This is a genomic window from Sulfurimonas sp. ST-25 (assembly GCF_048079205.1).
Taxonomy (GTDB): Bacteria; Campylobacterota; Campylobacteria; order Campylobacterales; family Sulfurimonadaceae; genus Thiomicrolovo; species Thiomicrolovo sulfuroxydans.
The window spans coordinates 1-23,557 of the sequence record NZ_CP182225.1; the positions used below are offsets into that span (position 1 = coordinate 1).

The 23,557-nt window shown below is 57.8% G+C and carries 23 protein-coding genes; 18 read left to right on the forward strand and 5 right to left on the reverse strand.

Translation table 11 applies throughout. The annotated features are described in order from the left end of the window. The first annotated feature begins 76 nt into the window (after positions 1-76). The 7 genes from dnaA to ACM66T_RS00035 all read left to right on the forward strand — a co-directional run bounded on the left by dnaA (position 77) and on the right by ACM66T_RS00035 (position 7,823). Positions 77-1,411 carry a chromosomal replication initiator protein DnaA gene (gene dnaA / locus ACM66T_RS00005; protein WP_416768652.1) on the forward strand — a complete coding sequence of 445 codons (1,335 nt, stop codon included), beginning with the start codon at positions 77-79 and terminating at the stop codon, positions 1,409-1,411. Positions 1,412-1,605: 194 nt separating this feature from the next. Beyond that, positions 1,606-2,676 carry a DNA polymerase III subunit beta gene (gene dnaN / locus ACM66T_RS00010; RefSeq protein ID WP_231019527.1) on the forward strand — a complete coding sequence of 357 codons (1,071 nt, stop codon included), beginning with the start codon at positions 1,606-1,608 and terminating at the stop codon, positions 2,674-2,676. Between the two features lie 116 nt (positions 2,677-2,792). Further along, positions 2,793-5,105: a DNA topoisomerase (ATP-hydrolyzing) subunit B gene (gyrB, locus tag ACM66T_RS00015; protein WP_231019529.1), complete on the forward strand. Its 2,313-nt coding sequence runs from the start codon at positions 2,793-2,795 to the stop codon at positions 5,103-5,105. 3 nt (positions 5,106-5,108) lie between these two features. Beyond that, positions 5,109-6,515, forward strand: coding sequence for a GGDEF domain-containing protein (locus tag ACM66T_RS00020; RefSeq protein WP_231019530.1), 1,407 nt, complete (start codon positions 5,109-5,111; stop codon positions 6,513-6,515). A gap of 3 nt (positions 6,516-6,518) precedes the next feature. Continuing rightward, the gene (gene queF / locus ACM66T_RS00025; RefSeq protein WP_231019531.1) at positions 6,519-6,902 is read left to right on the forward strand and encodes a preQ(1) synthase; all 384 of its coding nucleotides are present in this window, start codon (positions 6,519-6,521) and stop codon (positions 6,900-6,902) included. A 94-nt stretch (positions 6,903-6,996) separates the two neighbouring features. After that, positions 6,997-7,338: a hypothetical protein gene (locus tag ACM66T_RS00030; RefSeq protein WP_231019532.1), complete on the forward strand. Its 342-nt coding sequence runs from the start codon at positions 6,997-6,999 to the stop codon at positions 7,336-7,338. Beyond that, a complete protein-coding gene (locus tag ACM66T_RS00035; protein ID WP_231019533.1) occupies positions 7,338-7,823 on the forward strand; it encodes a SixA phosphatase family protein in 486 nt (161 codons plus the stop codon). The genes ACM66T_RS00030 and ACM66T_RS00035 overlap by 1 nt, the downstream gene beginning before the upstream one ends. Here ACM66T_RS00035 and ACM66T_RS00040 read toward each other — a convergent pair. Then, positions 7,802-9,088 carry a CCA tRNA nucleotidyltransferase gene (locus ACM66T_RS00040; protein ID WP_416768653.1) on the reverse strand — a complete coding sequence of 429 codons (1,287 nt, stop codon included), beginning with the start codon at positions 9,086-9,088 and terminating at the stop codon, positions 7,802-7,804. The two genes, ACM66T_RS00035 and ACM66T_RS00040, sit on opposite strands and share 22 nt — an antisense overlap. 72 nt (positions 9,089-9,160) lie before the next feature. Here ACM66T_RS00040 and ACM66T_RS00045 point away from each other — a divergent pair, with 72 nt between their 5' ends. The 6 genes from ACM66T_RS00045 (at position 9,161) to eda (ending at position 16,166) form a co-directional block, all read left to right on the forward strand. Continuing rightward, entirely contained in the window at positions 9,161-9,871 is a 711-nt protein-coding gene (locus ACM66T_RS00045; RefSeq protein WP_231019536.1) for a YebC/PmpR family DNA-binding transcriptional regulator, read from the forward strand. A 175-nt stretch (positions 9,872-10,046) separates the two neighbouring features. Beyond that, the gene (pyk, locus tag ACM66T_RS00050; RefSeq protein ID WP_231019537.1) at positions 10,047-11,537 is read left to right on the forward strand and encodes a pyruvate kinase; all 1,491 of its coding nucleotides are present in this window, start codon (positions 10,047-10,049) and stop codon (positions 11,535-11,537) included. 15 nt (positions 11,538-11,552) lie between these two features. Further along, complete coding sequence (gene zwf / locus ACM66T_RS00055) at positions 11,553-13,019, forward strand: glucose-6-phosphate dehydrogenase (protein ID WP_231019538.1); 1,467 nt, start codon at positions 11,553-11,555, stop codon at positions 13,017-13,019. Beyond that, positions 13,006-13,701 carry a 6-phosphogluconolactonase gene (gene pgl, locus ACM66T_RS00060; protein WP_231019539.1) on the forward strand — a complete coding sequence of 232 codons (696 nt, stop codon included), beginning with the start codon at positions 13,006-13,008 and terminating at the stop codon, positions 13,699-13,701. Before zwf ends, pgl begins: the two co-directional genes overlap by 14 nt. 9 nt (positions 13,702-13,710) lie before the next feature. Beyond that, entirely contained in the window at positions 13,711-15,543 is a 1,833-nt protein-coding gene (gene edd / locus ACM66T_RS00065) for a phosphogluconate dehydratase (RefSeq protein WP_416768654.1), read from the forward strand. Next, complete coding sequence (eda, locus tag ACM66T_RS00070) at positions 15,540-16,166, forward strand: bifunctional 4-hydroxy-2-oxoglutarate aldolase/2-dehydro-3-deoxy-phosphogluconate aldolase (protein WP_231019541.1); 627 nt, start codon at positions 15,540-15,542, stop codon at positions 16,164-16,166. The genes edd and eda overlap by 4 nt, the downstream gene beginning before the upstream one ends. Positions 16,167-16,169: 3 nt before the next feature. On the opposite strand, the gene ACM66T_RS00075 is transcribed toward eda, so the two are convergent. Both ACM66T_RS00075 and ACM66T_RS00080 read right to left on the reverse strand, forming a co-directional pair. After that, the gene (locus ACM66T_RS00075; RefSeq protein WP_231019542.1) at positions 16,170-16,568 is read right to left on the reverse strand and encodes a hypothetical protein; all 399 of its coding nucleotides are present in this window, start codon (positions 16,566-16,568) and stop codon (positions 16,170-16,172) included. Between the two features lie 88 nt (positions 16,569-16,656). Further along, positions 16,657-17,187: a DUF5615 family PIN-like protein gene (locus ACM66T_RS00080; RefSeq protein ID WP_231019544.1), complete on the reverse strand. Its 531-nt coding sequence runs from the start codon at positions 17,185-17,187 to the stop codon at positions 16,657-16,659. Positions 17,188-17,427: 240 nt separating this feature from the next. Between ACM66T_RS00080 and ACM66T_RS00085 the strand changes: the two genes are divergently transcribed. From ACM66T_RS00085 to ACM66T_RS00095, 3 genes are read left to right on the forward strand one after another with little or no spacing between them, the layout of a single operon-like run. Next, entirely contained in the window at positions 17,428-17,694 is a 267-nt protein-coding gene (locus ACM66T_RS00085) for a hypothetical protein (protein WP_231019545.1), read from the forward strand. Between the two features lie 43 nt (positions 17,695-17,737). Further along, on the forward strand, positions 17,738-18,217 hold the full coding sequence (locus ACM66T_RS00090; protein ID WP_231019546.1) for an MOSC domain-containing protein: 480 nt from the start codon (positions 17,738-17,740) through the stop codon (positions 18,215-18,217). Next, on the forward strand, positions 18,204-18,455 hold the full coding sequence (locus ACM66T_RS00095; protein ID WP_231019547.1) for a hypothetical protein: 252 nt from the start codon (positions 18,204-18,206) through the stop codon (positions 18,453-18,455). The genes ACM66T_RS00090 and ACM66T_RS00095 overlap by 14 nt, the downstream gene beginning before the upstream one ends. Before the next feature lie 8 nt (positions 18,456-18,463). Here ACM66T_RS00095 and ACM66T_RS00100 read toward each other — a convergent pair whose 3' ends face one another. Continuing rightward, positions 18,464-19,660, reverse strand: a complete 1,197-nt coding sequence (locus ACM66T_RS00100; RefSeq protein ID WP_231019548.1) for an OmpP1/FadL family transporter — start codon at positions 19,658-19,660, stop codon at positions 18,464-18,466. Between the two features lie 299 nt (positions 19,661-19,959). Then, positions 19,960-20,976 carry a flavin monoamine oxidase family protein gene (locus ACM66T_RS00105; protein WP_231019549.1) on the reverse strand — a complete coding sequence of 339 codons (1,017 nt, stop codon included), beginning with the start codon at positions 20,974-20,976 and terminating at the stop codon, positions 19,960-19,962. Between the two features lie 340 nt (positions 20,977-21,316). Between ACM66T_RS00105 and ACM66T_RS00110 the strand changes: the two genes are divergently transcribed. Further along, positions 21,317-21,655 (forward strand): ferredoxin-thioredoxin reductase catalytic domain-containing protein, encoded by a 339-nt coding sequence (locus tag ACM66T_RS00110; RefSeq protein WP_416768655.1) that lies wholly within the window; start codon positions 21,317-21,319, stop codon positions 21,653-21,655. A gap of 87 nt (positions 21,656-21,742) precedes the next feature. Further along, positions 21,743-23,536, forward strand: coding sequence for a DNA helicase RecQ (recQ, locus tag ACM66T_RS00115; RefSeq protein ID WP_231019550.1), 1,794 nt, complete (start codon positions 21,743-21,745; stop codon positions 23,534-23,536). The last annotated feature ends 21 nt before the right edge of the window (positions 23,537-23,557 follow it).

Below are 23,557 nucleotides of genomic sequence, written 5' to 3' on the forward strand. Positions count from 1 at the left end.
GCATTATGCCTCAAATTGTCTGCTATAATTCACATCATTATTCACATTGTGGAAATTATAGCGAACGGGAGCTGCGATGACGATCGGCGATACGATTCTGGAGATGCTTAAAGAGGAGATCAGCGAGGTCGAATACAACCGCTACGTCAAGCAGATGAGCTTTCTTTCCAAAGCGTCGCGCAGCGACCTCGCCGTCTTCGAAGTGCCCAACCCCCTCGTCGCCAGCTGGATCAAGAACCGCTACGCCGCCAAGATCGCCCACCTCTTCGAGATCAAGACCGGGAGCACGCGGGAGGTCAATATCCGCGTCAAAAAGGCCAAAGGCGCCGCCGGAAAAAGCAGCACGGCCGCCACGGTTGCCCCGGCCGAGGGGCCCAAGCACTCCATGCTCAACCCCGCCTACACCTTTGAGAACTTCGTCGCCGGCAGTTCCAACCAGTTCGCCTACGCCGCGGCCAAAAGCGTCAGCGAACGGCCGGGGCAGGTCTACAACCCCCTCTTTATCTACGGGGGGGTAGGACTGGGCAAGACCCACCTGATGCAGGCCATCGGCAACGTCATGCTCCTGCAGGGCAAAACCGTCGTCTACACCTCGGTCGAACAGTTCGTCAACGACTTTACCCGCCACCTGCGCAACCAGACGATGGACCGCTTTAAAGAGAAGTACCGCCAGTGCGACCTGCTGCTGATCGATGACGTCCAGTTCCTCAGCAACAAGATCCAGACCCAGGAGGAGTTTTTTCACACCTTCGAAACCCTGCGCAGCGAGGGCAAACAGATCGTCCTCACTTCCGACAAACCCCCCAAGCGGATCGCCGGCCTGGAAGCGCGGCTGCAGAGCCGCTTCGAATGGGGGCTTGTGGCCGACATCCAGCCGCCGGAGCTGGAGACGAAGATTGCGATCATCAAGAAAAAATGCGAGATCAACCGGGTTATTCTCGGCGACGACGTCGTCAACTATATTGCAACCGTCATCGACAACAACACCCGGGAGATCGAGGGGATCCTCTCCAAGCTGCACGCCTACTCCCAGCTGATGCACCAGGAGATCACCCTCGATTTCGCCAAAAACGCCCTGCGCGAGCAGCTCCAGGAGAAGAGCGACAACATCTCCATCGACGGGATCATGAAGACCATCGCCAAAGAGCTCAACGTCAAACCGAGCGAAATCCGCTCGAAAAGCCGCAGCCGCAACATCGTCGCCGCCCGGCGCGTCGCCATCTACCTCGCCCGCGAACTGACCCCGATGTCGATGCCGCAGATCGCCCAGTATTTCGGGATGAAAGACCACAGCACCGTCAGCCATACAATGAAAAAAATCCACCAGCTTCTCGAAGAGGATGAGAACTTCAAGGTCAAGATCAACGAGCTGCATAATAAAATCACCGCCATGCCGCCGGAGACTGTCTAAAAAAGCACCCTTTATCTATATTTTCTTTGCAAATAAAAAAAGATATAATGTGCCAAGTGAACAAATGTGAAGAAGGCAATCGACTTTATTCACATGGGAAAAGCCCTAAAAGTAGGGATGTTTTCTGCTTTTTCACAAAAAAACGGCAGACTACTATCATCTACTAAAAATTTAAATATATAACAGGAGCTTCGATGCAGTTCGAGATCGCCAAATCCGTGTTGGAAAATATCCTGATCCACACACAGCCGTTTCTGGAGAAAAAAGATCTCTCCCAGATCACATCCCACCTCTACTTCGAAGCGACTGCATCGAACACATTGACCGTCAAAGCCACCGACTATGAAATCGGCCTTGTGATCGAAGCCGGCAATATCAACGTTATCGAGCCCGGCATGGCAACAGCCAACGGCAAGAAACTCCTCGACATCGTCCGCATCCTCAGTGACGGCAACGTCAACCTCAATACGAAAGACGGTATGCTCGATATCACCCAGGGACACTCCGACTTCCAGCTCCCGATGTACAATGCCCAGGAGTTCCCGGCTTTTGCCTCCATTGAGAACAAACCCGGAGTCGAGATCGATTCCGGTCTGCTGATCAACTCCCTGAAAAAGATCACGCCTGCCGCCGATACGAACAATCCGAAGTTCGAACTCAATGGTGCGCTCATCGATATCAAATCCGACCAGATCAACTTTGTCGCTACCGATACCCGCCGTCTTGCCATCATCGCCATTCCGCAGACCAGCGGCAGCGAACTCTCCCTGATCATTCCCAAAAAAGCGATTATCGAGATCCAGAAACTCTTTACGAGCAATATCGACATCTACTACGATGCCACCCATCTGCTGATCAAATCCGACCAGTACACCTTCTTTACGAAGCTGATCAACGGAAAGTTCCCCGACTACAACCGCATTATCCCCGCATCGACACGCTACAACCTCACCCTGCCCAAAAGCGACATCGTCAATGCCATCAAACAGATCACGACAATCTCCAATGACATGAAACTAACCCTGGAGAGCGGCCGTATCCTCTTTGAAAGCCTCAGCGACGAGAACAACAAGGCTACGACAGAGATCAATGTCGACACCGGGATCGATTCCTCTTTCGTCTTTGCCGTCAACAGCCGTTATATACTCGACTTCCTCGGGCAGATCGATCAGACCCATTTTACCCTCGGACTCAACGAACCCAATATGCCTTTCATGCTGCAAGAAGAAGCGTTCAAAACAATCGTCATGCCGATTGTCATCTGACCTGCGCTTCTCTTTTTTCGCAGGCAGAGCCTGCTCCCGTCTCCTCTAAGCCCATAAAATTAATTTATTAGCCCTTTTTGGATAAAATTAAACCCATTTAGCCTACTGGAGCGATCATGGAACAAAATTACGGCGCAGGCAATATTAAAGTCCTCAAAGGACTCGAGGCCGTACGTAAACGTCCGGGGATGTATATCGGTGATACGGGCCATCGCGGTCTGCACCATCTCGTCTACGAAGTCGTCGACAACTCCATCGACGAAGCAATGGCCGGATACTGTGACACGATCACCGTAACGCTCACCAAAGCCGGTACCGCGATCATTGGCGACAACGGGCGCGGGATTCCGACCGATATGCACCCGACCGAGAATATTTCCGCCGCCACCGTCGTTCTGACCGTCCTGCATGCCGGGGGGAAATTCGACAAGGATACCTACAAGGTCTCAGGTGGTCTGCACGGGGTCGGTGTCTCCGTCGTCAACGCCCTCAGTAGCAACCTCCACATGACGATCCACCGCGACGGCAAGATCCATGAACAGGATTTCAAACAGGGGATTCCCCAGGAGATCCTCGAGGTAACGGGAAATACCCGCAAACACGGAACAACGATTGAATTTGCTCCGGATCCCTCAATCTTTACCGAAACGGTTATTTTCGAGTACGACTACCTTGCCAGACGTTTCAAAGAACTCGCCTACCTCAACCCGAGAATCAAGATCATCTTCAAGGATGAGCGCGACGGCAGAAGCGAAACCTACCATTTTGAAGGCGGTATTACCCAGTTCGTTTCCGATCTCAATAAGAAGATCCAGGTCGCTTCGCCGTATGAGTACAATGCAAAAATCGAAGATATCGAACTCGATATCGCGCTGATGTACAACGACAGCTTCGAAGAGAAGGTCTACAGCTTCGTCAACAATATCCGCACCCCCAACGGCGGGACGCATGAAGCCGGTTTCCGCGCAGCACTGACACGTGTCATCTCGACCTACAACAGCCAAAACGGGAATGCAAAAGAGAAAGACGTCAAACTCAGCGGTGAAGATACCGGCGAAGGGTTGATTGCCGTCGTCTCCGTCCGGGTGCCCGAACCGCAGTTCGAGGGTCAGACCAAGGGCAAACTGGGTAACACCTATGTCCGTCCGTTGGTCCAAAAAGCCTCATATGAGCAGCTCTCCAAGTATTTTGAAGAGAATCCTATCGAGGCCAAAGCGATCGTTCAAAAAGCGCTGATGGCGGCGAGAGGACGCGAAGCGGCGAAAAAAGCACGCGACCTTACCCGCCGCAAGGACTCCATGAGCGTCGGTACCCTGCCGGGGAAACTGGCCGACTGCCAGAGCAAAGACGCGACGATCAGCGAACTCTACCTCGTCGAGGGCGACTCCGCGGGCGGTTCCGCCAAGCAGGGGCGTGACCGTGTCTTTCAGGCGATCCTGCCGCTCAAAGGTAAGATCCTCAACGTTGAAAAAGCGCGCCTGGACAAGATCCTCAAATCCGACGAGATCACGAACATGATCACGGCGCTGGGCTGCGGGATCGGCGAAGAGTTTGACGAAGAGAAGCTGCGTTATCACAAGATCATCATCATGACCGATGCCGACGTCGACGGTTCGCACATTCAGACCCTGCTGCTGACCTTTTTCTTCCGCTATTTCCCGACGATCGTCGAGAACGGCTACCTCTACCTGGCGCAGCCGCCGCTCTACCGCTACAAGAAGGGTAAAAAAGAGATCTACTTCAAAAACGACCGTGTCATGAATGACTTCCTGATCGAGAACGGCGTCGAGTCGCTGGAGATCGAGGGAATCGGCCATAACGACCTTGTCTCCTATTTCAAGATGGTCGACCACTACAACAGCAGTCTCGAAGCGCTGGAGCGCCGCTACTCCCTTGTCAGCCTGATCCGCCACTTCATCGAGAACCCGGACATCATCGGGCTGGATTCGGAAAAAATGTACGCCGAGGTCGAACGTTTCCTCGCCGAACGCGGCAACAATATTCTCTCCAAACTCGTTTCCGAAGAGGAGATCCACCTCTTCGTCCAGACGGGAGAAGGGATGGAAGAGCTCCGCATTAACGATGAGCTTTTCAGCGCGCCGCACTTCAACGAGGCGCAGTTCGTTTATGACAAGATGAAAGAGTGGGGTATCGATATCGGCGGCGATCCGCTCGAGATCCTCGAAGAGATCAAGGAGTATGCACGCAAAGGCTCTTACATCCAGCGCTATAAAGGGCTTGGTGAAATGAACCCGGAACAGCTGTGGGAGACGACGATGACACCGGAAAACCGCGTGCTGCTTCGCGTGAATATCGAAGATGCCGAAGCGGCGAGCGATGCCTTCAACCTCTTTATGGGCGATGAAGTCGAGCCGCGCCGGAACTACATCGAGACCCACGCCAAGGACGTCAAACACCTTGACGTATAACCCATGAGTCTACTCTATCCCGAAGCCAAGGAGCGCGAAAACCGCTTTAAACTCGCCCTGCGAATGGGGCTCCCTGTTTTTGCGTTGGCAGTCATCACCACGGCATCGGTGATGCTGCGCTATTTCAATACGATCCCCAACACGTTTATCATTGTTGCCTTCAGTATGCTGGGCATTATGGTCTACTACCTCTTTTACCTGATCTACCAGGGATTCAACGAGCGGATCACGGACCCGATCAGCCATGCCTTTACCCGGGAGTACTTCAGCGCGCAGATGCAAAAGGAGCTGAAGAAAAAGGATTACACCTTCTTTCTGCTCAGCGTCGTCAACCTGGACGATATCAACCAGCAGTACGGGTTTACGAACGGGGACAAAGTGCTTTACAGTGTCGCCAACAGGATCGCCGCCTATCTGAACGAGCAGAAAATGTACCGCGTCCCGATCGCCCACTTCAAAGGGGGGGACTTTATCATCGCGCTCGAGGGAAAGCAGGAGGATTTCAGTTCGATGATGGAGCTGCTCTGCGTCAAGTTCCAGCACTACAGCCTCGAGGAGATCGAAATCGACATCCTGGGCTCCATGACGGATACCCGCCATTCGCGCTCCATCGAGAAGCTGGTCGACTGGCTTTATGAGCTGCAGGGCGAGAACGCGAAAATGCTCAAAACCGATGGGGAGGAGATCGACCCGGACACGGTGGAGCATCTGGTACTCGAAGCGGTCAATGCACGCTCTTTTTCCTATGCGTACCAGGCCGTGTTCGAGGGGGGAAAACCTCTGCTTTTCGAACAGGCCTTCAAGCTGGTCACGGGGGAGGGCAAACTCGTTCACCAGAAACGCTTTATGCCGGTGATCAACCGTCTGGGACTGCTGCGCCGTTTTGACGAAATACAGACCGAAGCGGCGCTGGCCGAAGTTGAAACACTCGAACCGGGGCAGATGATCGCCGTCGATGTCTCTCCCTCTTCGCTGCGCAACCCGCTTTTCCTGGAGCACATTATGATGCTGCTCTCCAATAACGACAAACTCCGATACCGCCTGGTATTCGTGATCAGCGAAAGCAACTTCTATCACCAGACGTCGCAGTTCAATACGAGGCTGCAGGCCTTCCGCCGGGCGGGGATCTACATTGCGCTGGACCGCCTGGGCGGGATTCACGCTTCGCTGCGTTATCTGCAGGATCTTGACGTGGACTTCGTCCGCTACGAGAGCACGCTGGGGAAAAGCATTACGGAACCGAGGGTCCGTGCGCTCGTCGAAGGGTTGCAGCAGACGGTGAAAACGCTGGGCTACCGCAGCTGGATCAGGATGATCGAAGACGAAGCCGCCTATGATGCCGCAAAGGCAGTCGGGGTCGACATGATCCAGGGGAACTATCTCAGTCCCATCGATACCATCAAGGAGTAAAGAATGAAATATGGTGAAGAGATTATCGCAAACTTTGATGTGGAGAAGGATCTTGAGATCTGGCCAAACGAGCACAAACGCGACTATATTATCAAGATGACCCTGCCGGAGTTCAGCTGTCTCTGTCCGCGCAGCGGCTACCCGGACTACGCGACGATCTACCTGGAGTATACACCCGATGAGTGGGTGGTCGAACTCAAGGCGATCAAGCTCTACATCAACGCCTTCCGCGATCGTCACATCTCCCATGAAAACAGCGCGAACGAGATCTATGAAGTCCTCGAGCGCAAACTCAAGCCCAAATGGATGAAAATCACGGCGGACTTCAACCCCCGCGGGAATGTTCATACGGTCATCGAGATCGACAGCAGCCGAATAACAAAATAAATCATATAAATAATATTAATATTATAACGCCATAATATTTAACGATTCTGTGGTAAAATTCTGCCCTAGATTCCATGAGGAGATGGGGGAGAAAATGCAAGAGTCATTAGCGGACTTTTTTCAGACGCAGATGGAGCGTCAACTGGCCAAACGCAGCGGCGACGGTGCGGAGGCGATCATGATGGACATGCGGGACGACGGCATCGATTTTTATGCCGTGCTGAAACAGGATAAGCCGCTCTGCTTCTTCTGCCGGGGTATCCGGTACTTCAAATCCCCCGACGGTACCTTTACGATGCAGGCGGCGGACGGCACGGGGCTTCCCATTGATGAGAACGAATACCGCAGCCGTCTGGATTATGCGCTTTCGTGCATCGGCGCCAGTTCCGAAACGGGCGTCGGCGTGCTCGTCAAGAAACATATCAAAACCCTCTGATGCGTACGTTGACACTGATGCGGCATGCGAAGTCCTCCTGGGACGACCCGGCCCTCGGTGATCACGAACGTCCCCTCAATGCCCGCGGCAAGAAAGCGGCCAAAACCATGGCGGAGCGCCTTCACGCCGAACACTATACCCCCGATCTCGTCCTTGTCTCTTCCGCCCGGCGTACCCGGCAGACGGCGGCGGCATTGCAAAAAGTTTATGACGGGGCGTTAGCCGTCCAAACGGAACCGTTATTGTACGAGGCTTCGTCCGAAACCTACGCCGAGGTGATCCGAAAGGTCGATGACGCCGTCGACGAACTGATGATCATCGGACACAACCCGACCATAGAGTGGATCGCCGAAACGTTGGGCGGAAAAGCCGTCCACATGCCGACCGCGGCCTATATCCGATTCGAGATCCCCTGCAGCTGGTCGGCATTTCAATTCGAACGCTATAAAACACTCGCCTACGATTACCCCAAATCCGACAAATAATCCTTCAGCCATGCCTTTGCACCTTCCTCATCCGAGAACGCGCCCTCGAGCTGGGCGTCGTAGGCCGCATCCAGGATCGTTTTGAAACGGGGGGAGGGTGATAGCCCGGCGGCGATAAGCGCCTCCCCGTTCAGCAGGGCGGCCCTGGGCGCATTCAGCACGCCCAGTCTCTCCGCCTTGTGCAGCAGCCAGGCCACGGCGTCGCTCGTCTCGGCGGCGGGGTGGCGTCCCCGGTAGCAGGCTTCGGCAACGGCGGCGATCGTATCGATGCGGACGTCCCGTGCCAGGCGCATTACCTCCGCGTCCGACGCCGCTTCGGCGTAGAGCCGTTCGGGTTGGCCGTGGTACTTTACATAATCAAGCACGTTCAAAACAAGCCGTTTGTCATCGGTGAGTGAGGTGAGAAAGGCGTTTGGATCTCGCATGCCGATGCAGAGCGGGGCGAACATCATGGCAAGGGGGTCGCTTTCCACGCGGCGGCGGATAGATGCCATCGTATCGAGCGCCCGCAGCACGACGTCCCAGAGATCGGTCGTCTCCAGGGCGGCAAGTTCGGGAAAGAACGGGGTGATGTGAAGAAGATGCATCGTCCGCAGTCCGACGGAGGGGGTGTCGGATTTGAGCAGCAGCTTTTTGAACTCTTCGAAGATGCGCTCTTTGGGCAATTCGGCAAGTACCCCCTGCGCCATCATCGTGTGCGCCAGGTGCACCAGATGCGGGTCCGGGATGAGACGGAAACGGGCGGAGAACTGTACGGCGCGCAGCAGCCGCAGCGGGTCTTCAACGAAGGTGCTCTCATTGACGCAGCGCAGGGTCTGCGCCTCCAGGTCTTTTTCGCCGCCGTAGGGATCGAGGAGGAGTTTTTCGAGGGGATCGTAACCGATGGCGTTCACGGTGAAATCACGCCGTTTGGCCGCCGTTTTAAAATCAAACGTTTCAAACGTCGTGACCGCAAACCCCGTATGGCCCGGCCCGGTTTTCGTCTCGACCCTGGGGAGGGAGAGGTCGAGGTCATAACCGTTCAGCGTGAGCTTCAGGACACCGAAGGATTTGCCGACGCTGTTGACGCTCCCGAAGGGCTTCAGCAGCGGAATAAGGGCCTCCAGGGAGGCCGCACCGAAACACTCGATGTCGATATCTTTGCTGGGCATCCCCAGCAGGGCATCGCGTACATAGCCGCCGACCAGTACGGGCCGTACCCCCTGCGCGGCGAGGGCGTTGATAAGCGGGGCGAGGGTATCGGGAACGGCGGGTATCGGCTTCATACCGTTATTGTAGCGAAGGCTTTTGCTATAATTGCGGAAACAAAAGGGGAGACCCCCTGTAAAGAGGATACGATGGGTAGAGCGTTTGAATACCGCCGCGCGGCGAAAGAGAAGCGCTGGGGCAATATGTCCCGGATTTTTCCGAAACTGGCCAAAACGATCACGATGGCGGCCAAAGCGGGGGGACCGGACCCCGATATGAACCCGCAGCTGCGTCTGGCGATCCAGACCGCCAAAGCGCAGAACATGCCCAAGGACAACATCGAGGCGGCGATCAAGCGCGCCAGCGGGAAAGACGCCGCGGACATCGCCGAGGTCAATTTTGAGGGCAAAGGGCCGCACGGCGCGCTGATCTTCGTCGAGTGCGCGACGGACAACAACAACCGCAGCGTCGCCAACGTGCGCAGCTACTTCAACAAAAGCGGGGGCGAACTGCTCAAAACCGGTTCACTCGAGTTCATGTTCGACCGCAAAGCGGTCTTCGAATTTGAAAAAACGGACGCGATGGATCTTGAGGAGATGGAGCTTGAGCTGATCGATGCCGGTCTTGAAGAGCTGGACGAGAACGAGGGCACCGTTTACGTCAACGGCGACTATACCAGTTTCGGTTCACTCCAGGAAGCCCTGGAGGGGATGGGAATCGAAGTGAAGAAGGCCTCCTTGCAGCGCCTTCCGAACAATCCGCAGAGCTTCACCGAGGAGCAGATGGAAGAGGTCGAGAAGCTGATCGACAAACTTGAAGAGGACGATGACGTCCAGGCCGTCTACACGAACATCGAATAACCCCCTGCGGGGGCCCTACTGCCTCCCCGCTGACCACCCACTGCCTTTTTTGTAATCATTCTGCTACTGTACCGCGATACGATTTTGGTTATCATAGTTCCAAGAATGCCATTTCCGGTCTGCGGTCCGGAGACGTGTTTTGGCGCAATGTCCGGAAGGACTCTGAAGGATTGCGATGAAAAAACATACCAAGATTCTGGCGACAGTAGGCCCCGCGTGCGAGGACGTCGACACCCTGGAACGGATGATCCGTGCGGGCGTGAACGTCTTCCGTCTCAACTTCAGCCACGGGACCCACGACTACCACGAAGCCAATCTCAAACGCATTTACGAAGCGGCGAGCCGCTGCGGCCTGATCGTCGGCGTGCTGCAGGATATCAGCGGACCGAAGGTGCGCATCGGCCTCATCGACGGCATCGTGGAGCTCTCCCCCGGCGACAGGATTGAGTTCACGGCCGAAGAAAGCGACGGGGTCTTTATCGCGCCGGGACGCCTGCGCCTCAGCCTCAACCACCCGGAACTGCTGGCCAAGGTTGAGAAGGGGGAGGCGATCTATTTTGCGGACGGCTCCCTGCGCACCACGGTCGTCGCGACGGGCGACAGCGTTGTCTGCGAAGTGCAGAACAGCGGCCAACTCAGCTCCCGCAAGGGGGTCAACTTCCCCCACACTTCCCTGGGACTGGAGGTCCTGACGGCAAAGGACCGCGAAGATATAGCCTGGGGGGTGAAGAACGGGGTCGATTTCATGGCGATCTCCTTCGTGCAGACGGCAAAGGACATGGAGGACGTTCGGGCCGAAGTGGAGCGCCATGGCGGGAATACCCAGCTGATCGCGAAGATCGAGAAGTTCGACGCCGTCGAAAACATCGACGCGATCCTCGAAGCCAGCGACGGGCTGATGGTGGCGCGGGGCGACCTGGGAATCGAGGTCCCTTTCTACAAGGTCCCGACGCTGCAGAAGATGCTTATCCGCAAAGCCAACGAAAAAAGTAAACCCGTCATTACCGCCACGCAGATGCTCCTCTCCATGACCCAGGCCGAACGGGCGACGCGGGCGGAGATCAGCGACGTCGCCAATGCCGTGCTCGACGGTACCGACTGCGTGATGCTCTCCGAGGAGAGTGCCGTGGGTGCCTACCCGGTCAAAGCGGTCGAAACGATGACGGAAACGATCCGCGAGACGGAGAAGATCTACCCGTACCACAAGTTCGCGCAGTTCGAATGTTTCGACGAGATGGACGTGATCGACGAATCGGCGGTCCTGCTGTCGCAGAAGATCGACGCCGAGGCCATTATCGCGCTGACGGCCTCGGGGCAATCGGCGAAAAAACTGGCCCGCTACCGCCCCGAGAACCCCATTTTGGCCGTGATGCACAGTGACCGCGTGGCGCGCCTTCTCACCCTGGTGTGGGGGGTCGTTCCGGCGTTTCTGACGCGGACGACGAGCGTGGACAAGATGCTCATCGAAGTGGTGCAGAGCGGTCTGGCGCGGCAGGTGCTTGACCGCCACGCCATGTACATCGTTACCGCGGGCGACCCCATCGGCGTGCCCGGTACGACGAACGCCATCCGCATTCTGCGCGAAAACGAGATGGAGTATTTCGCGTCGGCGGCGCTCAAAAAGCGCTCCAAGAAGATGCCAGAGGGTACCGCAACCCTCTTTTAATAAAGGACGACCGTTATGAGTGAAACCGCCAACGTTTGCGATATTGTTATTTTCGGAGGGCACGGGGATCTCTCCCTGCGCAAGCTCATTCCCGCCCTTTACCACCTCTGCAGCGACGGCTACGTCGCGCCGACGAGCCGCATCATCGCCACGAGCCGCCACGAGGTGTCGCGCGAGGAGCATCTCGCCCTGGTCAAGGAGAAGCTGCAGCTTTTCCTCAAAGAGGGGTGTTTTGAAGAGGCGCACTGGGAGAGCTTCGCCCGGCAGCTGGAGGTCGTTACTGTTGACCTGGGCGTGGAGGAGAGCTACGGTGCCCTCGCCCAGATGCTCGGCGAATACCCCGACCGCGACCGCGTCAACTACCTCTCGACGGCGCCCACCTTCTTCGGTCCGATCTGCAAAGCGCTCAACCACTGGGGGCTCATCACGCCGGTCAGCCGCGTGGTCCTGGAGAAGCCGATCGGCCGTGACCTGGCCTCCTCGAAGGAGATCAATGACGAGGTGGCCCTCTATTTCGAAGAGCAGGCGATCTTCCGGATCGACCACTACCTGGGGAAGGATACCGTTCAGAACATTCTCGCCCTGCGCTTTTCAAACATGCTGTTCATGCCCTTGTGGAACGGACAGGATATCGACCACGTGCAGATCACGGCGGCCGAGAGCGTCGGTCTGGAAGGGCGTCACAGCTACTACGAGGATTACGGCGCCTTCCGGGACATGATCCAGAACCACCTGATGCAGCTGCTCTGCCTTGTGGCGATGGAGCCGCCCTGTTCGCTTGAAGCCGACAGTATACGCGACGAGAAGGTGAAGGTGCTGCGTTCGCTGCGCCCCTTCGCCTCCGGCGACGTGAGCGAAAAAACGGTCCGCGGCCGCTACACGGCGGGGATCATCAACGCCGAGAAGGTGCCCGGATACCTCGAAGAGGGGGTCTCCCCCGATTCGACCACCGAGACCTTTGCGGCGGTGCGGGCCGAGGTGGACAACTGGCGCTGGCAGGGGGTGCCTTTTTACCTGCGGACCGGCAAGCGGATGAGCAAGCGCTACACGGAGATCGTCGTGCAGTTCAAAGAGGTCCCCTACCAGATCTTCGCGAACAAGGGGCGCTGCATCTCCCCCAACCGGCTGGTGATCATGCTGCAGCCCGAGGAGAGCATCAAGCTCAAGATCATGACGAAGATCCCGGGGCTCTCCGAGCAGATGCACCTGCGGGAGATGGCGCTCGACCTGAACATCCCGGAAAACGCGCCGCGCACCCCGGAAGCGTACGAACGGCTGCTGCTCGACGTCATCCGCAACAACGCGACGCTCTTTATGCGGCGCGATGAGGTCGAAGCGGCGTGGCGATGGGCGGACCCCATTCTCGAAGAGTGGGAAGGGGGCGCGGTCGGCCTCAAGAGCTATGCCGCCGGGACCGACGGACCGACGGCGGCCATCGCCATGATCGAGCGTGACGGCAGGAGCTGGTATGAAGAGCACTGAGACCGTTTTTCACATCTACGATTCGCTGCCGACCCTGCACAAGACGCTTGCCTACAAGGTGGCGCGGGACCTCGATGCGGCCATAGCGGAAAAAGGGAGCGCCTCGCTGCTGCTCTCGGGCGGCAATACGCCCCGTCCCTTCCTCGTACAGCTGGCCGCCGAGAACGTCGACTGGAGCCTGGTGACGGTGGGGCTCGTGGACGAACGCTGGGTCGACCCGGAATCGGGGGCGAGCAACGAAAACCTGGTCCGCAGCGAATTGCTCGCCAACGGGGCGGAGGCGGCCACCTTCGTCGGCATGTACCGCCCGGGCGAAACGGCGGCGGAGGCGGTAGCCGGGGTTGAGGCCGCTTACAAGGCTTTTTTCCCCTTTGACGTCGTGGTGCTCGGCATGGGAAGCGACGGCCACACCGCCTCGCTCTTTCCGGGCCGTCCCGAGCTGGAGGGTCTGCTGAACGATGCCGCCCTCTGCGGGGCTGCCGAGGCCCCGACGGAACCGAAAGAGCGGATGTCGCTCTCGCTGCATGCCATCGCCGCCGCCGCGCACTGCTACCTGCACATCGAGGGCGGGGCGAAACTGGCCGTATACGAAGCCGCCCTCGACGGTGATGATGTGGCTATAATGCCTGTTCGTGCCGTGCTGAACCACCCCGACATCGCACTGGAAGTCTTTTACGCCTAGGAGGTCATCATGCATCCCGTTATCCTTGAAGTGACCGAGCGGATCCGCACGCGATCCACCCCGACCCGTGAGCGCTACCTGCAGCGGATCGACGCGGCGCACCATGCGCACCGCGCCAACCGCGAAGTGCTTGGGTGCAGCAACCTTGCCCACGCCATGGCCGCGGAGTCCGAAGATGAAAAGAGCAAATTGGCGGGAACGGTGACGCCGCATATCGGGATCGTCACCGCCTACAACGACATGCTCTCCGCCCACCAGCCCTACGCCACTTACCCTCCGCTGATCAAGCGCGCGCTCATGGATATCGGCGCGACGGCGCAGGTGGCCGGCGGGGTTCCGGCGATGTGCGACGGGGTGACCCAGTCGCAGCCGGGGATGGAGCTCTCCCTTTTCAGCCGCGATACCATCGCGATGGCGACAGGCATCGCCCTGTCGCATAACGTCTTCGACGGCGCGCTTTACCTCGGCGTCTGCGACAAGATCGTACCGGGGCTGCTCATCGGGGCGCTGACCTTCGGACACCTGCCCGCCGTCTTCGTCCCCGCGGGACCGATGCCCTCGGGGATCAGCAATGCCGAAAAGGCGCTTGTGCGCCAGGAGTACGCCCAGGGCAAGGTCGGCAAGGACGCCCTGCTGCGGACCGAGGCCGCTTCGTACCACAGCAGCGGGACCTGCACCTTCTACGGCACGGCCAACTCCAACCAGATGCTGATGGAAGTGATGGGGCTGCACATCCCCGGCAGCGCCTTCGTCAATACGAACACGCCGCTGCGCGACGCGCTGACATCGGCGGCGGCGCAGCGGGTGGCGGCGCTCACCCAGCTGGGAGAGGCCTACCTGCCCGTCGGACGGATGATCGACGAGCGCAGTTTTGTCAACGCCGTCATCGGCCTGATGGCAACAGGGGGGTCGACGAACCACACCCTGCACCTCATCGCCATGGCAAAGGCGGCGGGAATCGTGCTGACCTGGGACGACTTTGACGCTCTCTCCGCCGTGACGCCTCTGCTTTGCAAGATGTACCCCAACGGCCAGGCGGACGTCAACCATTTCCGCGACGCGGGCGGCATGGGGCTCGTTATCCGCGAACTCCTCGACGCGGGGCTGCTGCACGAGGATGTCCAGACCGTGATGGGGACGGGGCTGCGCCGCTATACGGAGCGCCCGGCGCTGGAAGAGGGTGCGCTCGCCTTCCACCCCGCGCCCAAGGCGTCACTCAATCCCGAGGTTGTTTCGACCGTGGAGGAGCCCTTCTCCCACGAAGGGGGGCTGGCCCTGCTGGAGGGGAACCTCGGCCGCAGCGTCATCAAGATCTCAGCACTTAAACCAGAGCTGATGCACATCGAAGGCGAAGCGCGGGTCTTCGACTCCCAGGAGGCGCTGCAGAGCGCGTTCAAGGTGGGGGAGCTCGAACGCGACTTTATCGCCGTCGTCCGTTTCCAGGGGCCGGGGGCCAACGGCATGCCTGAGCTGCACGGTTTGATGCCGCCGCTGGGCGTGCTGCAGGATAAGGGGTACAAGGTCGCCATTGTCACCGACGGCCGGATGTCGGGGGCGTCGGGCAAAGTGCCTTCTGCCATCCACATGACGCCCGAAGCGGCCCACGGCGGTCTGCTGGCCAAAGTGCGCGACGGGGACCGCATGGTGCTCGACGTGCACGAAAAGCGGCTGGAGCTGCTGGTCGATGCGGCGGAACTGGCTGCGCGGGAACCCGCGTCGCCGTCGCTTCTGCACAATCGTCACGGCATGGGCCGCGAACTTTTTGCCCTGATGCGCCAAAACGTCGGCAGCGCGGAAGAGGGGGCGACGATCTTTGACGCCGTCGGAGAGGAGCGGGCATGACAGCAGCGGAACTTTTTAATATCTCGCCGGTCGTGCCGGTCGTCGTGCTTGAAAAAGCGGAAGACGCCGTACCGTTGGCCGAAGCGCTGCTTGAGGGCGGTGTCGGCATTATGGAGGTGACCCTGCGCAGCGACGCGGCCCTGGCCTCCATCGAGGCCATTGCCAAAGCGGTGCCGCAGATGCATGTCGGCGCCGGGACCGTTATTGACGCTAACGGCCTGCTACGGGTCCGTGAGGCGGGCGGCCAGTTCTCGTTCAGTCCCGGCATCAGCCCGGAGCTGTTGGAAACGAGCGCGACGGAGGGGATCGCTTTCATCCCCGGCGTCGCGACGGCGAGCGAAGTGATGATGGCGATCAACGCCGGCATCACGGGCTGCAAACTCTTCCCCGCCACCGCCGTCGGGGGCGTCGAATTGCTCAAGGGGTTCGCCGGGCCTTTTCCGGAGATGCGTTTCTGCCCCACCGGCGGCGTCAGCCTCACTAACATGAACGACTTTCTCGCCCTGCCGAACGTCTCGTGCGTCGGCGGCAGCTGGATCGTGCCGAAAGCGGACGTGGGTGCGGGGGCGTTCGGGAAGATTACGGCGCTGTGCAAAGAGGCGATTGCGAAAGCGCAACGGTAGCGCTCACTGCTCGATCTGGCGCAGGATCTCCTTGGCTATCCGCTCCATCCGTTCCAGGCTGATATGGGCCTTTTCCAGGAACACCGGGTTGTACTGCTCCGGGTCAGACCACTCCTTGCCCTTGATCTGGCACCTTCGGGCAAGCTTTTCGATGCCGAGGTCGTGCAGGGCGAATCCCAGTTCCGTCCACAGAAGGGTTAGATCCTTCTCCGCGGCGTGGTCGCGTTTGCCGGTGTCGCGCACCTGCCGGATATAGACGGAAGTCTCCCGCGCGGCGGTGATGACGTTTCGCAGCGCAGTGACGGATTGCCGTTTGCGCGCTTCACCGGCACGGCCCAGGTTGATGAGCCATGACCCGGTATGTTTGAAGATGTCCCAGAGTACGCCGGCGCTAATATCCATCATTTCCCTTTAAAGTGTTTACGTTAAAAATAAGCAATCTCTACTTGGTTCGTGGCTTATTGATTACTTCGTATAGGGTGCTAGTTCCCTAATTGAGTTCATATACATGGTTCCTATCATTTAGATCATATAGGGTCTTTATTATCTTGCCAGTTTCTGATATTGAGTGGAGTTCCCAATGCCCATTTTCTCTAATAATCAATTTCTTTCTATAAAGAAAGCCTGCACCACTTGAAATAATATTATACATTTGAACGATTTTTTGTGTGAGTGGAGACTCGCCCCCTTCTTTGTGAGGGAGAAGAATATAACCATAGCATTCTCTGATAGGGTATTTACTTTCATCCATAAAGTCATCGTCATGGGAAAGGATGATTCGTCTTTCTTCCCTTGCAAATCGCCAAACACGATCATCTTTGTATCCAAGCATCCCCTGTTCCCATGGGTCAGTAACGTTACCACCAAGATAGCGTATCAGGTCAGTGACACCTTGTCCAAGATTTTCATCTACAAAATATCTTGGTTTCCTGATGAACTTAAAACCATTTTCTTGTTCAAATGTTTTCTCGAATTCTTTGATTTCTTTATCCGATGGATATCTTATTTTTTCCCAACCCATATCTTTATCTCAATTACTTTATTAGTTTAGGAAATATTACTCTATCAAAAGAAACTCTGTCAAATGAACAGATGTATCCAGCAGTAACACATTGGAAAATGTTATGCGTAGTGATGAAAAATAGCGCAGATTTAATAGGTAGAGAACATGAATTTTTGTAATAATAATGTGACAAGGCTGAGACGCTGCAGAGTCGGTAGCGCAGTAGACTTACGCATTTTATTATTAAGGAATTATCAGATGTTCATCACGTCAAAAGAGGTTGAAACCGTCATTGGAAAAGAGCTGGCAGACCGCCTGTGTGAATGGCTGCGTACGAGTTCGCCGATCAGCTGCATTGTCGAGCAGGGCGCTGAAGATGCCATACGGTTCAACGTGGACGAGGCCATGGATTTTTCCAAGATCAAGATGCACAGCGATGCACTCAAGCGCGAGTTTTTCCCCCACATTGCGAAGCTCAAACAGTACATGGCCAGCACCCCGGCACGCCCGGATCTTTCCGCCTAACCCCTCTTTCCCCACCCTGCCCGGGCCTGGTATGATTTCAGGCATGAATGAACGAAGCGGCAGGGTGGTCTCCCTCATTATCGGTCCCGAAGCAAAAACGGCGCTCGAAAGCGTACCTTCCGTTACTGCCGTTGCGGGCAGGGGGCTTGCCGGCGACCGCTACTATTTCGGCCGCGGCAGCTTCAACGCGCCCCAGTTCGACCCAGGCGTGCGCGAGGTGACGCTGATCGCCGCCGAGGCGATCGCCGAGTGCAACCGGAGGCTCGGTACGGCGCTCTCCGCCGCTGATTTCCGGCGCAACATCGTTACGGAAGGGATCGACCTTGCCGCACTCAAGGGACAGCGGTTCCGTATCGGGGAGGTGACGCTGCGGTGGGTGCGGAGCGCGCCGCCCTGCCGCTACCTTTCGCGGCTGCTTGGCGAGGATATGATGGCGGGTCTCAAGGGAATAGGCGGTATCCGTGCCGTGATTGAGAGGGGCGGGGCGATCAATGAAGGAGACACGGTCCATGTCCTATCGTGAAAAACTGCGTGCCTTTCCCGACGGGGCGCAGGAGGTACTCTACGAGGGGAAGCGTTACCTGATGCGCAAAGAGACGCACCTGGACGGCAGGCTCATCAAACTCTACGCCGAAGAGCTCGGGGGCAACGACTTCGTAAGCCTGAACTACTACGAGACAGCCGCCGCCCCGCTGCTCAAACCCTGCGAGATGCCCGCCGAAAAAGTGATCGCCTTTATTGAGAACGCTACGTTGCGGTGAGCGCGCCCTTAGAAGGCGTAAGTCACCTGCATGCTGACGCTGGACTGGCTGTGTTTCGATCCGATTTCGTATGGGCCGGAGAGGTTGGCGGAGGTAAACCGTTCTTCGACTTCCGGCGCATAGGCGATGGCGAGGTCGCACGCGAGCGTTTCGTTGAGGTGATAGGTTCCCCCTACAGTGAAGTGCTGTTCCACGGTGGCCGGGAACCCGAGCAGGTTGAACATATTCAGTGCCGCGCCGCCGTTGCTCATCCAGTCGAGCTCTTTGATCGGGCTTTTGGCGTAGTTGTATCCCGCTCTGAGCTGTCCCAGTTCGGACGTAAACTCATAGCCGATCATAAAGACGTCTTGATCGCTCCAGCCGAAATCTTTGTACCCTTTGGCGTCGCTCCAGGCGATACGCTTATAGTCGAACGCGGCGGTATGGCTGCCTAGAGTGTAGGAGAGCCCCGCACCGTATTCGACCGGCTGCTCCAGCTCCGAGGAGATGCCGGTAACGCCCGCAGTGGCAAACGGGGCCGTTGCATTCGTCAGCTGGTCTTTGTAGTCCATCGTGATGGCGGATTTATAGACGAGGCCCACCTTGGCGCCCGTGATGCCGGCTTCGCCCAGGTCGTAAGAAGCCCCCAGGGTGTACCCAAAAGCGATATCCTGTGCGATGCCCGAGCCGACGGTGCTCCCGTTGTTATAGTTGATATCGAGTGCGCCGTACTGGATGATCGCCGTCGCGCCGATGCTGAAGCCGTGGGAGGTATACGCTACCGGGACGCCGAACTGCATCAGCTGCAGGTTCGTCACCATCTGCATCGTGGTCCCTGAGGTGTCTTCGCGGTAATCGGTTCCCATGCCCCCGGTGCCCCACATCCCGACGCCGAGGTAAAGGTTGTCATTGATCTTGGCCGCAATCGATACTTCCGGAATGACATTCAGGTCGGCATCGCTCTGCTGGTAGCCCGCACCGCCGTCGTATTTGACATCCGGCATGAAGATCGTGCCGCCGAATGAGATCTCCGTGGCGGGGACTTCGGTAATCATTGCGGGGTTGGCCAGGGCCGATTCCGCCCCGTGGCTCAGCCCGATGCCGATACCGCCCATGCCGCGCGCTTTGGCTCCGAGACCGATAAGGTGGTCTCCGTTGGTCGCGAATGCGGACGTTGCCCCGAGTGCTGTCACGGCAGCAAGCGCCAGTCGTGTTGATTTGTTCATTTGTTCTCCTAGAAAGCTTTTTAAAAATTCAAAAAAAGAGTGCGACTATCTATCACAATTTTTTGGTTGCATAATAATCTATTGCCTGCGTAAAATGAATGGGCAATTCTGTCAAAAATTTGCCTATTTCTATAAAAGAGGGACGTTTTTGTATGAAAACAGTGTTAATTGAAATGGGGTTTAAAAAATAAATTTTTTTAAAAAAACAAGGATTTTTACAGATAGGTTTCAGTGGTGTAACATATGTGATACCGATCACAGGATGGCAGCGTGCTGCGGCATCCGGCCGAGCCGTGCGGTCAAGCTTCCATCAACGTTTTTGCCAGCCGCATTGCGGCGATGACGGCGCCTTCGAGGTAGCCGCCCTCCTCGGCGGAGGTTTCCGTCCCGCAGAAGCGGATGCGTTCCGAAGCCTCCGTTTCCATCCCGTAGCGGGGGTGGGCGTCGAGGGGTTCGCGGTCGGCGGGGACGGAGGTATAGGGGTCGCTGCGCCAGTTGTGGTAGCGGAAGAGTTCGTAGTCGCGGGCCTGCGCTCCGAAAAGGCGCTCAAGCTGTTCGATCACGCGTTCAGGCTGGGAGTCGTCGGCGGAACGGGTGTGGTAAAAGCCGAAAAGCGCCCCTTTGTTCCGGGTCGAAGCGTCGTGCACTTCGGAGAGGGGGCCGCGGTGGCTGGTGGCGAACCCGCTGAGCCCCCGCTCGCGCCAGAACGGTTCGGCATAGGTGACGATGCACTTGGACGAAAAGCCCATCCAGGTCGGGATGGCGAGCATCTTTTCACGCATCGGCGCCGCCAGCGGCGGTTCAAAAGCGATGGTGTCGGCACAGAGGCGTGGCGGGAGGGTGATGATGCAGTGCGAGGCCCGCAGCGTTTCGCCGTCGGTCTGCACGGTGACACCCTCGCTGTCGGAGTGGATCGTACGCACGGGGGTTTCCAGCCTGATGTCGACGTCGCCTAAGCGTTCGGCCAGGGAGGATGTCAGCATGCCCGCCCCCCCTTCGATCCTGTAGGAGGGGGCATTTTGCCCGGTGCGGAAGTACTGCACGCCTTCGGGCGCGTCATAGGCGAAGGCGCCCTGGTCGTAGTGGCGGAACAGGGTGAGGCCCAGGGCATCGATGAGGTGCCGTATGTGGTGCTGGTGGGGCCAGATCCAGGTAGGGCCGAGGTCGAAGCGCTCCCCCGCCTCCTCTACCGTAAGGATCCTGCCGCCGATGCGCGGCCGCCCTTCGAGCAGGGTGATGCGGTAGCGCTCTTGCAGCAGGTAGGCCAACAGCAGACCGTTCAGGCCCGCCCCTACGATAATGAGTTCCGGTTTCATGTGCGAAGTATATTCCTTTTAGGATCAACCCAAACGCTTAAACAGTTTCTGCATTGAAAGCTTTATGTTGGCATCATCTTTTGCTTCGGGGGTGTGCACAATCCGTTCCGCTCCGCCCCGTCTGTGGCTTCTAATGTTAAGCAAAATTTCTGCTTTGCGGAGGGCTTGCCTGGCAGGGCTGTCAGGGCTTTCGGCGCCGATGATGTATTTCGTACGGTGACACATCAACCTTACGGATTCACGATTTGGGAAAAGGGTTTCTTGCCTTTAAGTAGCGTCCCCCTATACTTGTGGCAACGAAAAAAGGGGCGTAGAACCCCGAAATAACAAGGAATCGATGATGCAGATGGTCGATATGAGTTCACCGGAGTTCCTCGCCGAACTCGAAAAAACGAAAAAATTCACCGACAAAGTCAACGCCCAGTTCGGATGGGTCTACAACCCGAATCATGACGTCAACGAGGGGGTCTTGATGGGACTGGCCCGTCACAAGATACTGTACGGAAAGCGTTTCTGCCCCTGCTTCATGGTCCTCGAAGACGAGAACGGCAAACACAAAAGCGCCGATGACCGCATCTGCCCCTGCAAACCCGCCATTGAGCACGAAGTTCCCGAAGAGGGCAAGTGCCACTGCGGTATCTTCTGTACCCCCGAATACGCTTCTACCCACGACATGTAAGGTCCCGTCCGCCTTGTGCGGATGACACCGCTGCCGCTTTTTTTACGTTGCCGTCGCGATTTGGCTATGATGTGAAAAAGTTTTGCCATGACCGATCACGCTACCGATAAATATTCCGTACTCAAAGACCGTTTCGGTCACAACGCCTTTCGCCCGCTGCAGGAGGAGGCCGTTGATGCCATTCTCGCCGGCCGCGACCTGCTGATGATCCTGCCTACCGGCGGCGGGAAGTCGCTCTCCTACCAGCTGCCGGCGCTGCTGATGGAGGGGACGACCGTCGTCATCTCCCCGCTGCTTGCGCTCATGCACGACCAGGTCCAGAGCCTGAAAGCCCAGGGGATGCGCGCGGAGATGCTCTCCTCGATGCAGACGGCGGAGGAGAGCAGCGAGATCGTGCGCCGCCTCTACGCCGGGGAGATCGATTTTCTCTACCTCTCCCCCGAACGCCTCAATACGGAGGGGATGCGGAACATCCTTTCCTCGATTAGGCTCAACTACTTTGTCATCGACGAGGCGCACTGTATCAGCGAGTGGGGGCACGAGTTCCGGGCCGACTACCGCGCCCTGTCGCAGCTACGGGACTTTTTCCCCGGGATCGCTATCGCCGCGTTCACCGCGACGGCCACGTCGCATGTGCGCGAGGACATCCTGCGCCTGCTGCGCCTGAACGACCCTAAAGTCCTGCAGGGACAGATCTACCGCGACAACCTCCAGATCACCGTGCGCCACCGCATCAAAGACGGGTACGACCAGCTCCGGGACTTTCTCGACGACCACAAAGAAGAGAGCGGCATCGTCTACGCCTTCTCCCGCAAGAGCGTCGAGGCCGTCGCGCACTTTCTCCAGCAGAAAGGATATGCGGCGGCGGCCTATCATGCCGGGATGCCGACGGAGCAGCGCAACGCTGTTTTTCACGACTTCGTGCACGACCAAGTCCGGATCATCGTCGCGACGATCGCCTTCGGGATGGGCATTGACAAGAGCAACATCCGCTACGTTTTTCACATGAGCCTGCCCAAGACCGTCGAGAACTACTACCAGGAGATCGGGCGGGCGGGGCGCGACGGCGACCATGCCGACGTCGTCATGCTTTTCGGGGCCCAGGACCTTATCCAGCAGAAGCGGTTCGTCGAGATGAACGAGGACGAGCAGTACAAGGCGCACCTGATGCAGAAGCTCGGCGCGGTGCACCGCTACGCTTCGGCGGAGACCTGCCGTCACCAGCAGCTCGCCGAATACTTCGGCGACCGCATCGAGCCCTGCGGGACGCACTGCGACAACTGCCTGGAGCCAGAGTACGACCGGCGCGACATCACGACCGAGGCGCAGATGCTTCTCTCGGCTGTCTACCGGACGGGGCAGCGGTTCGGCAAGAGCTACCTGGTTGACGTCCTGCGCGGCTCGCGGGAGCAGAAGGTACTCGCCAACGGGCATGACGAACTCTCCGTTTACGGGGTCGGCGAGGCACTGAACAAGAAGCAGTGGCTCGTGCTCATCGACCGGATGCTCGAGATAGGGGCGGTGGACCTGAACGAGCACCATGGTCTCTTTCTCACCCAGGAGGGTCTGGCCGTGCTCAAAGGCGAGGTGCCGGTCCTTATCCGTGCCGACCGTCTCAACGTCCGGGCCAAAACCGTGAAAAAGGCCGCGCCGGAGAGTTTCGACTATGACACGGAGCTTTTCGAGGCACTGCGGGCACTGCGGTTCGAGATCGCCCAGGAGCACGGGGTGCCGCCCTATGTCGTTTTCGGGGACAAAACCCTCAAGGAGATGGCGGCATCGCGGCCGCAGAGCAAGGCGCAGATGCTTGAGGTGGGCGGCGTCGGCGAGGTGAAATTCGAGCGCTACGGGGCGCAGTTTTTGGTGCTGCTGCAGAGCTGACTTTGCAATTTTTTCGATTTT

Bases quoted from the DNA above. Each gene is read 5' to 3' on its own strand.
- dnaA (WP_416768652.1), top strand. From the start codon at position 77: ATGACGATCGGCGATACGATTCTGGAGATGCTTAAAGAGGAGATCAGC.
- dnaN (WP_231019527.1), top strand. From the start codon at position 1,606: ATGCAGTTCGAGATCGCCAAATCCGTGTTGGAAAATATCCTGATCCAC.
- gyrB (WP_231019529.1), top strand. From the start codon at position 2,793: ATGGAACAAAATTACGGCGCAGGCAATATTAAAGTCCTCAAAGGACTC.
- ACM66T_RS00020 (WP_231019530.1), top strand. From the start codon at position 5,109: ATGAGTCTACTCTATCCCGAAGCCAAGGAGCGCGAAAACCGCTTTAAA.
- queF (WP_231019531.1), top strand. From the start codon at position 6,519: ATGAAATATGGTGAAGAGATTATCGCAAACTTTGATGTGGAGAAGGAT.
- ACM66T_RS00030 (WP_231019532.1), top strand. From the start codon at position 6,997: ATGCAAGAGTCATTAGCGGACTTTTTTCAGACGCAGATGGAGCGTCAA.
- ACM66T_RS00035 (WP_231019533.1), top strand. From the start codon at position 7,338: ATGCGTACGTTGACACTGATGCGGCATGCGAAGTCCTCCTGGGACGAC.
- ACM66T_RS00040 (WP_416768653.1), bottom strand. From the start codon at position 9,088: ATGAAGCCGATACCCGCCGTTCCCGATACCCTCGCCCCGCTTATCAAC.
- ACM66T_RS00045 (WP_231019536.1), top strand. From the start codon at position 9,161: ATGGGTAGAGCGTTTGAATACCGCCGCGCGGCGAAAGAGAAGCGCTGG.
- pyk (WP_231019537.1), top strand. From the start codon at position 10,047: ATGAAAAAACATACCAAGATTCTGGCGACAGTAGGCCCCGCGTGCGAG.
- zwf (WP_231019538.1), top strand. From the start codon at position 11,553: ATGAGTGAAACCGCCAACGTTTGCGATATTGTTATTTTCGGAGGGCAC.
- pgl (WP_231019539.1), top strand. From the start codon at position 13,006: ATGAAGAGCACTGAGACCGTTTTTCACATCTACGATTCGCTGCCGACC.
- edd (WP_416768654.1), top strand. From the start codon at position 13,711: ATGCATCCCGTTATCCTTGAAGTGACCGAGCGGATCCGCACGCGATCC.
- eda (WP_231019541.1), top strand. From the start codon at position 15,540: ATGACAGCAGCGGAACTTTTTAATATCTCGCCGGTCGTGCCGGTCGTC.
- ACM66T_RS00075 (WP_231019542.1), bottom strand. From the start codon at position 16,568: ATGGATATTAGCGCCGGCGTACTCTGGGACATCTTCAAACATACCGGG.
- ACM66T_RS00080 (WP_231019544.1), bottom strand. From the start codon at position 17,187: ATGGGTTGGGAAAAAATAAGATATCCATCGGATAAAGAAATCAAAGAA.
- ACM66T_RS00085 (WP_231019545.1), top strand. From the start codon at position 17,428: ATGTTCATCACGTCAAAAGAGGTTGAAACCGTCATTGGAAAAGAGCTG.
- ACM66T_RS00090 (WP_231019546.1), top strand. From the start codon at position 17,738: ATGAATGAACGAAGCGGCAGGGTGGTCTCCCTCATTATCGGTCCCGAA.
- ACM66T_RS00095 (WP_231019547.1), top strand. From the start codon at position 18,204: ATGTCCTATCGTGAAAAACTGCGTGCCTTTCCCGACGGGGCGCAGGAG.
- ACM66T_RS00100 (WP_231019548.1), bottom strand. From the start codon at position 19,660: ATGAACAAATCAACACGACTGGCGCTTGCTGCCGTGACAGCACTCGGG.
- ACM66T_RS00105 (WP_231019549.1), bottom strand. From the start codon at position 20,976: ATGAAACCGGAACTCATTATCGTAGGGGCGGGCCTGAACGGTCTGCTG.
- ACM66T_RS00110 (WP_416768655.1), top strand. From the start codon at position 21,317: ATGCAGATGGTCGATATGAGTTCACCGGAGTTCCTCGCCGAACTCGAA.
- recQ (WP_231019550.1), top strand. From the start codon at position 21,743: ATGACCGATCACGCTACCGATAAATATTCCGTACTCAAAGACCGTTTC.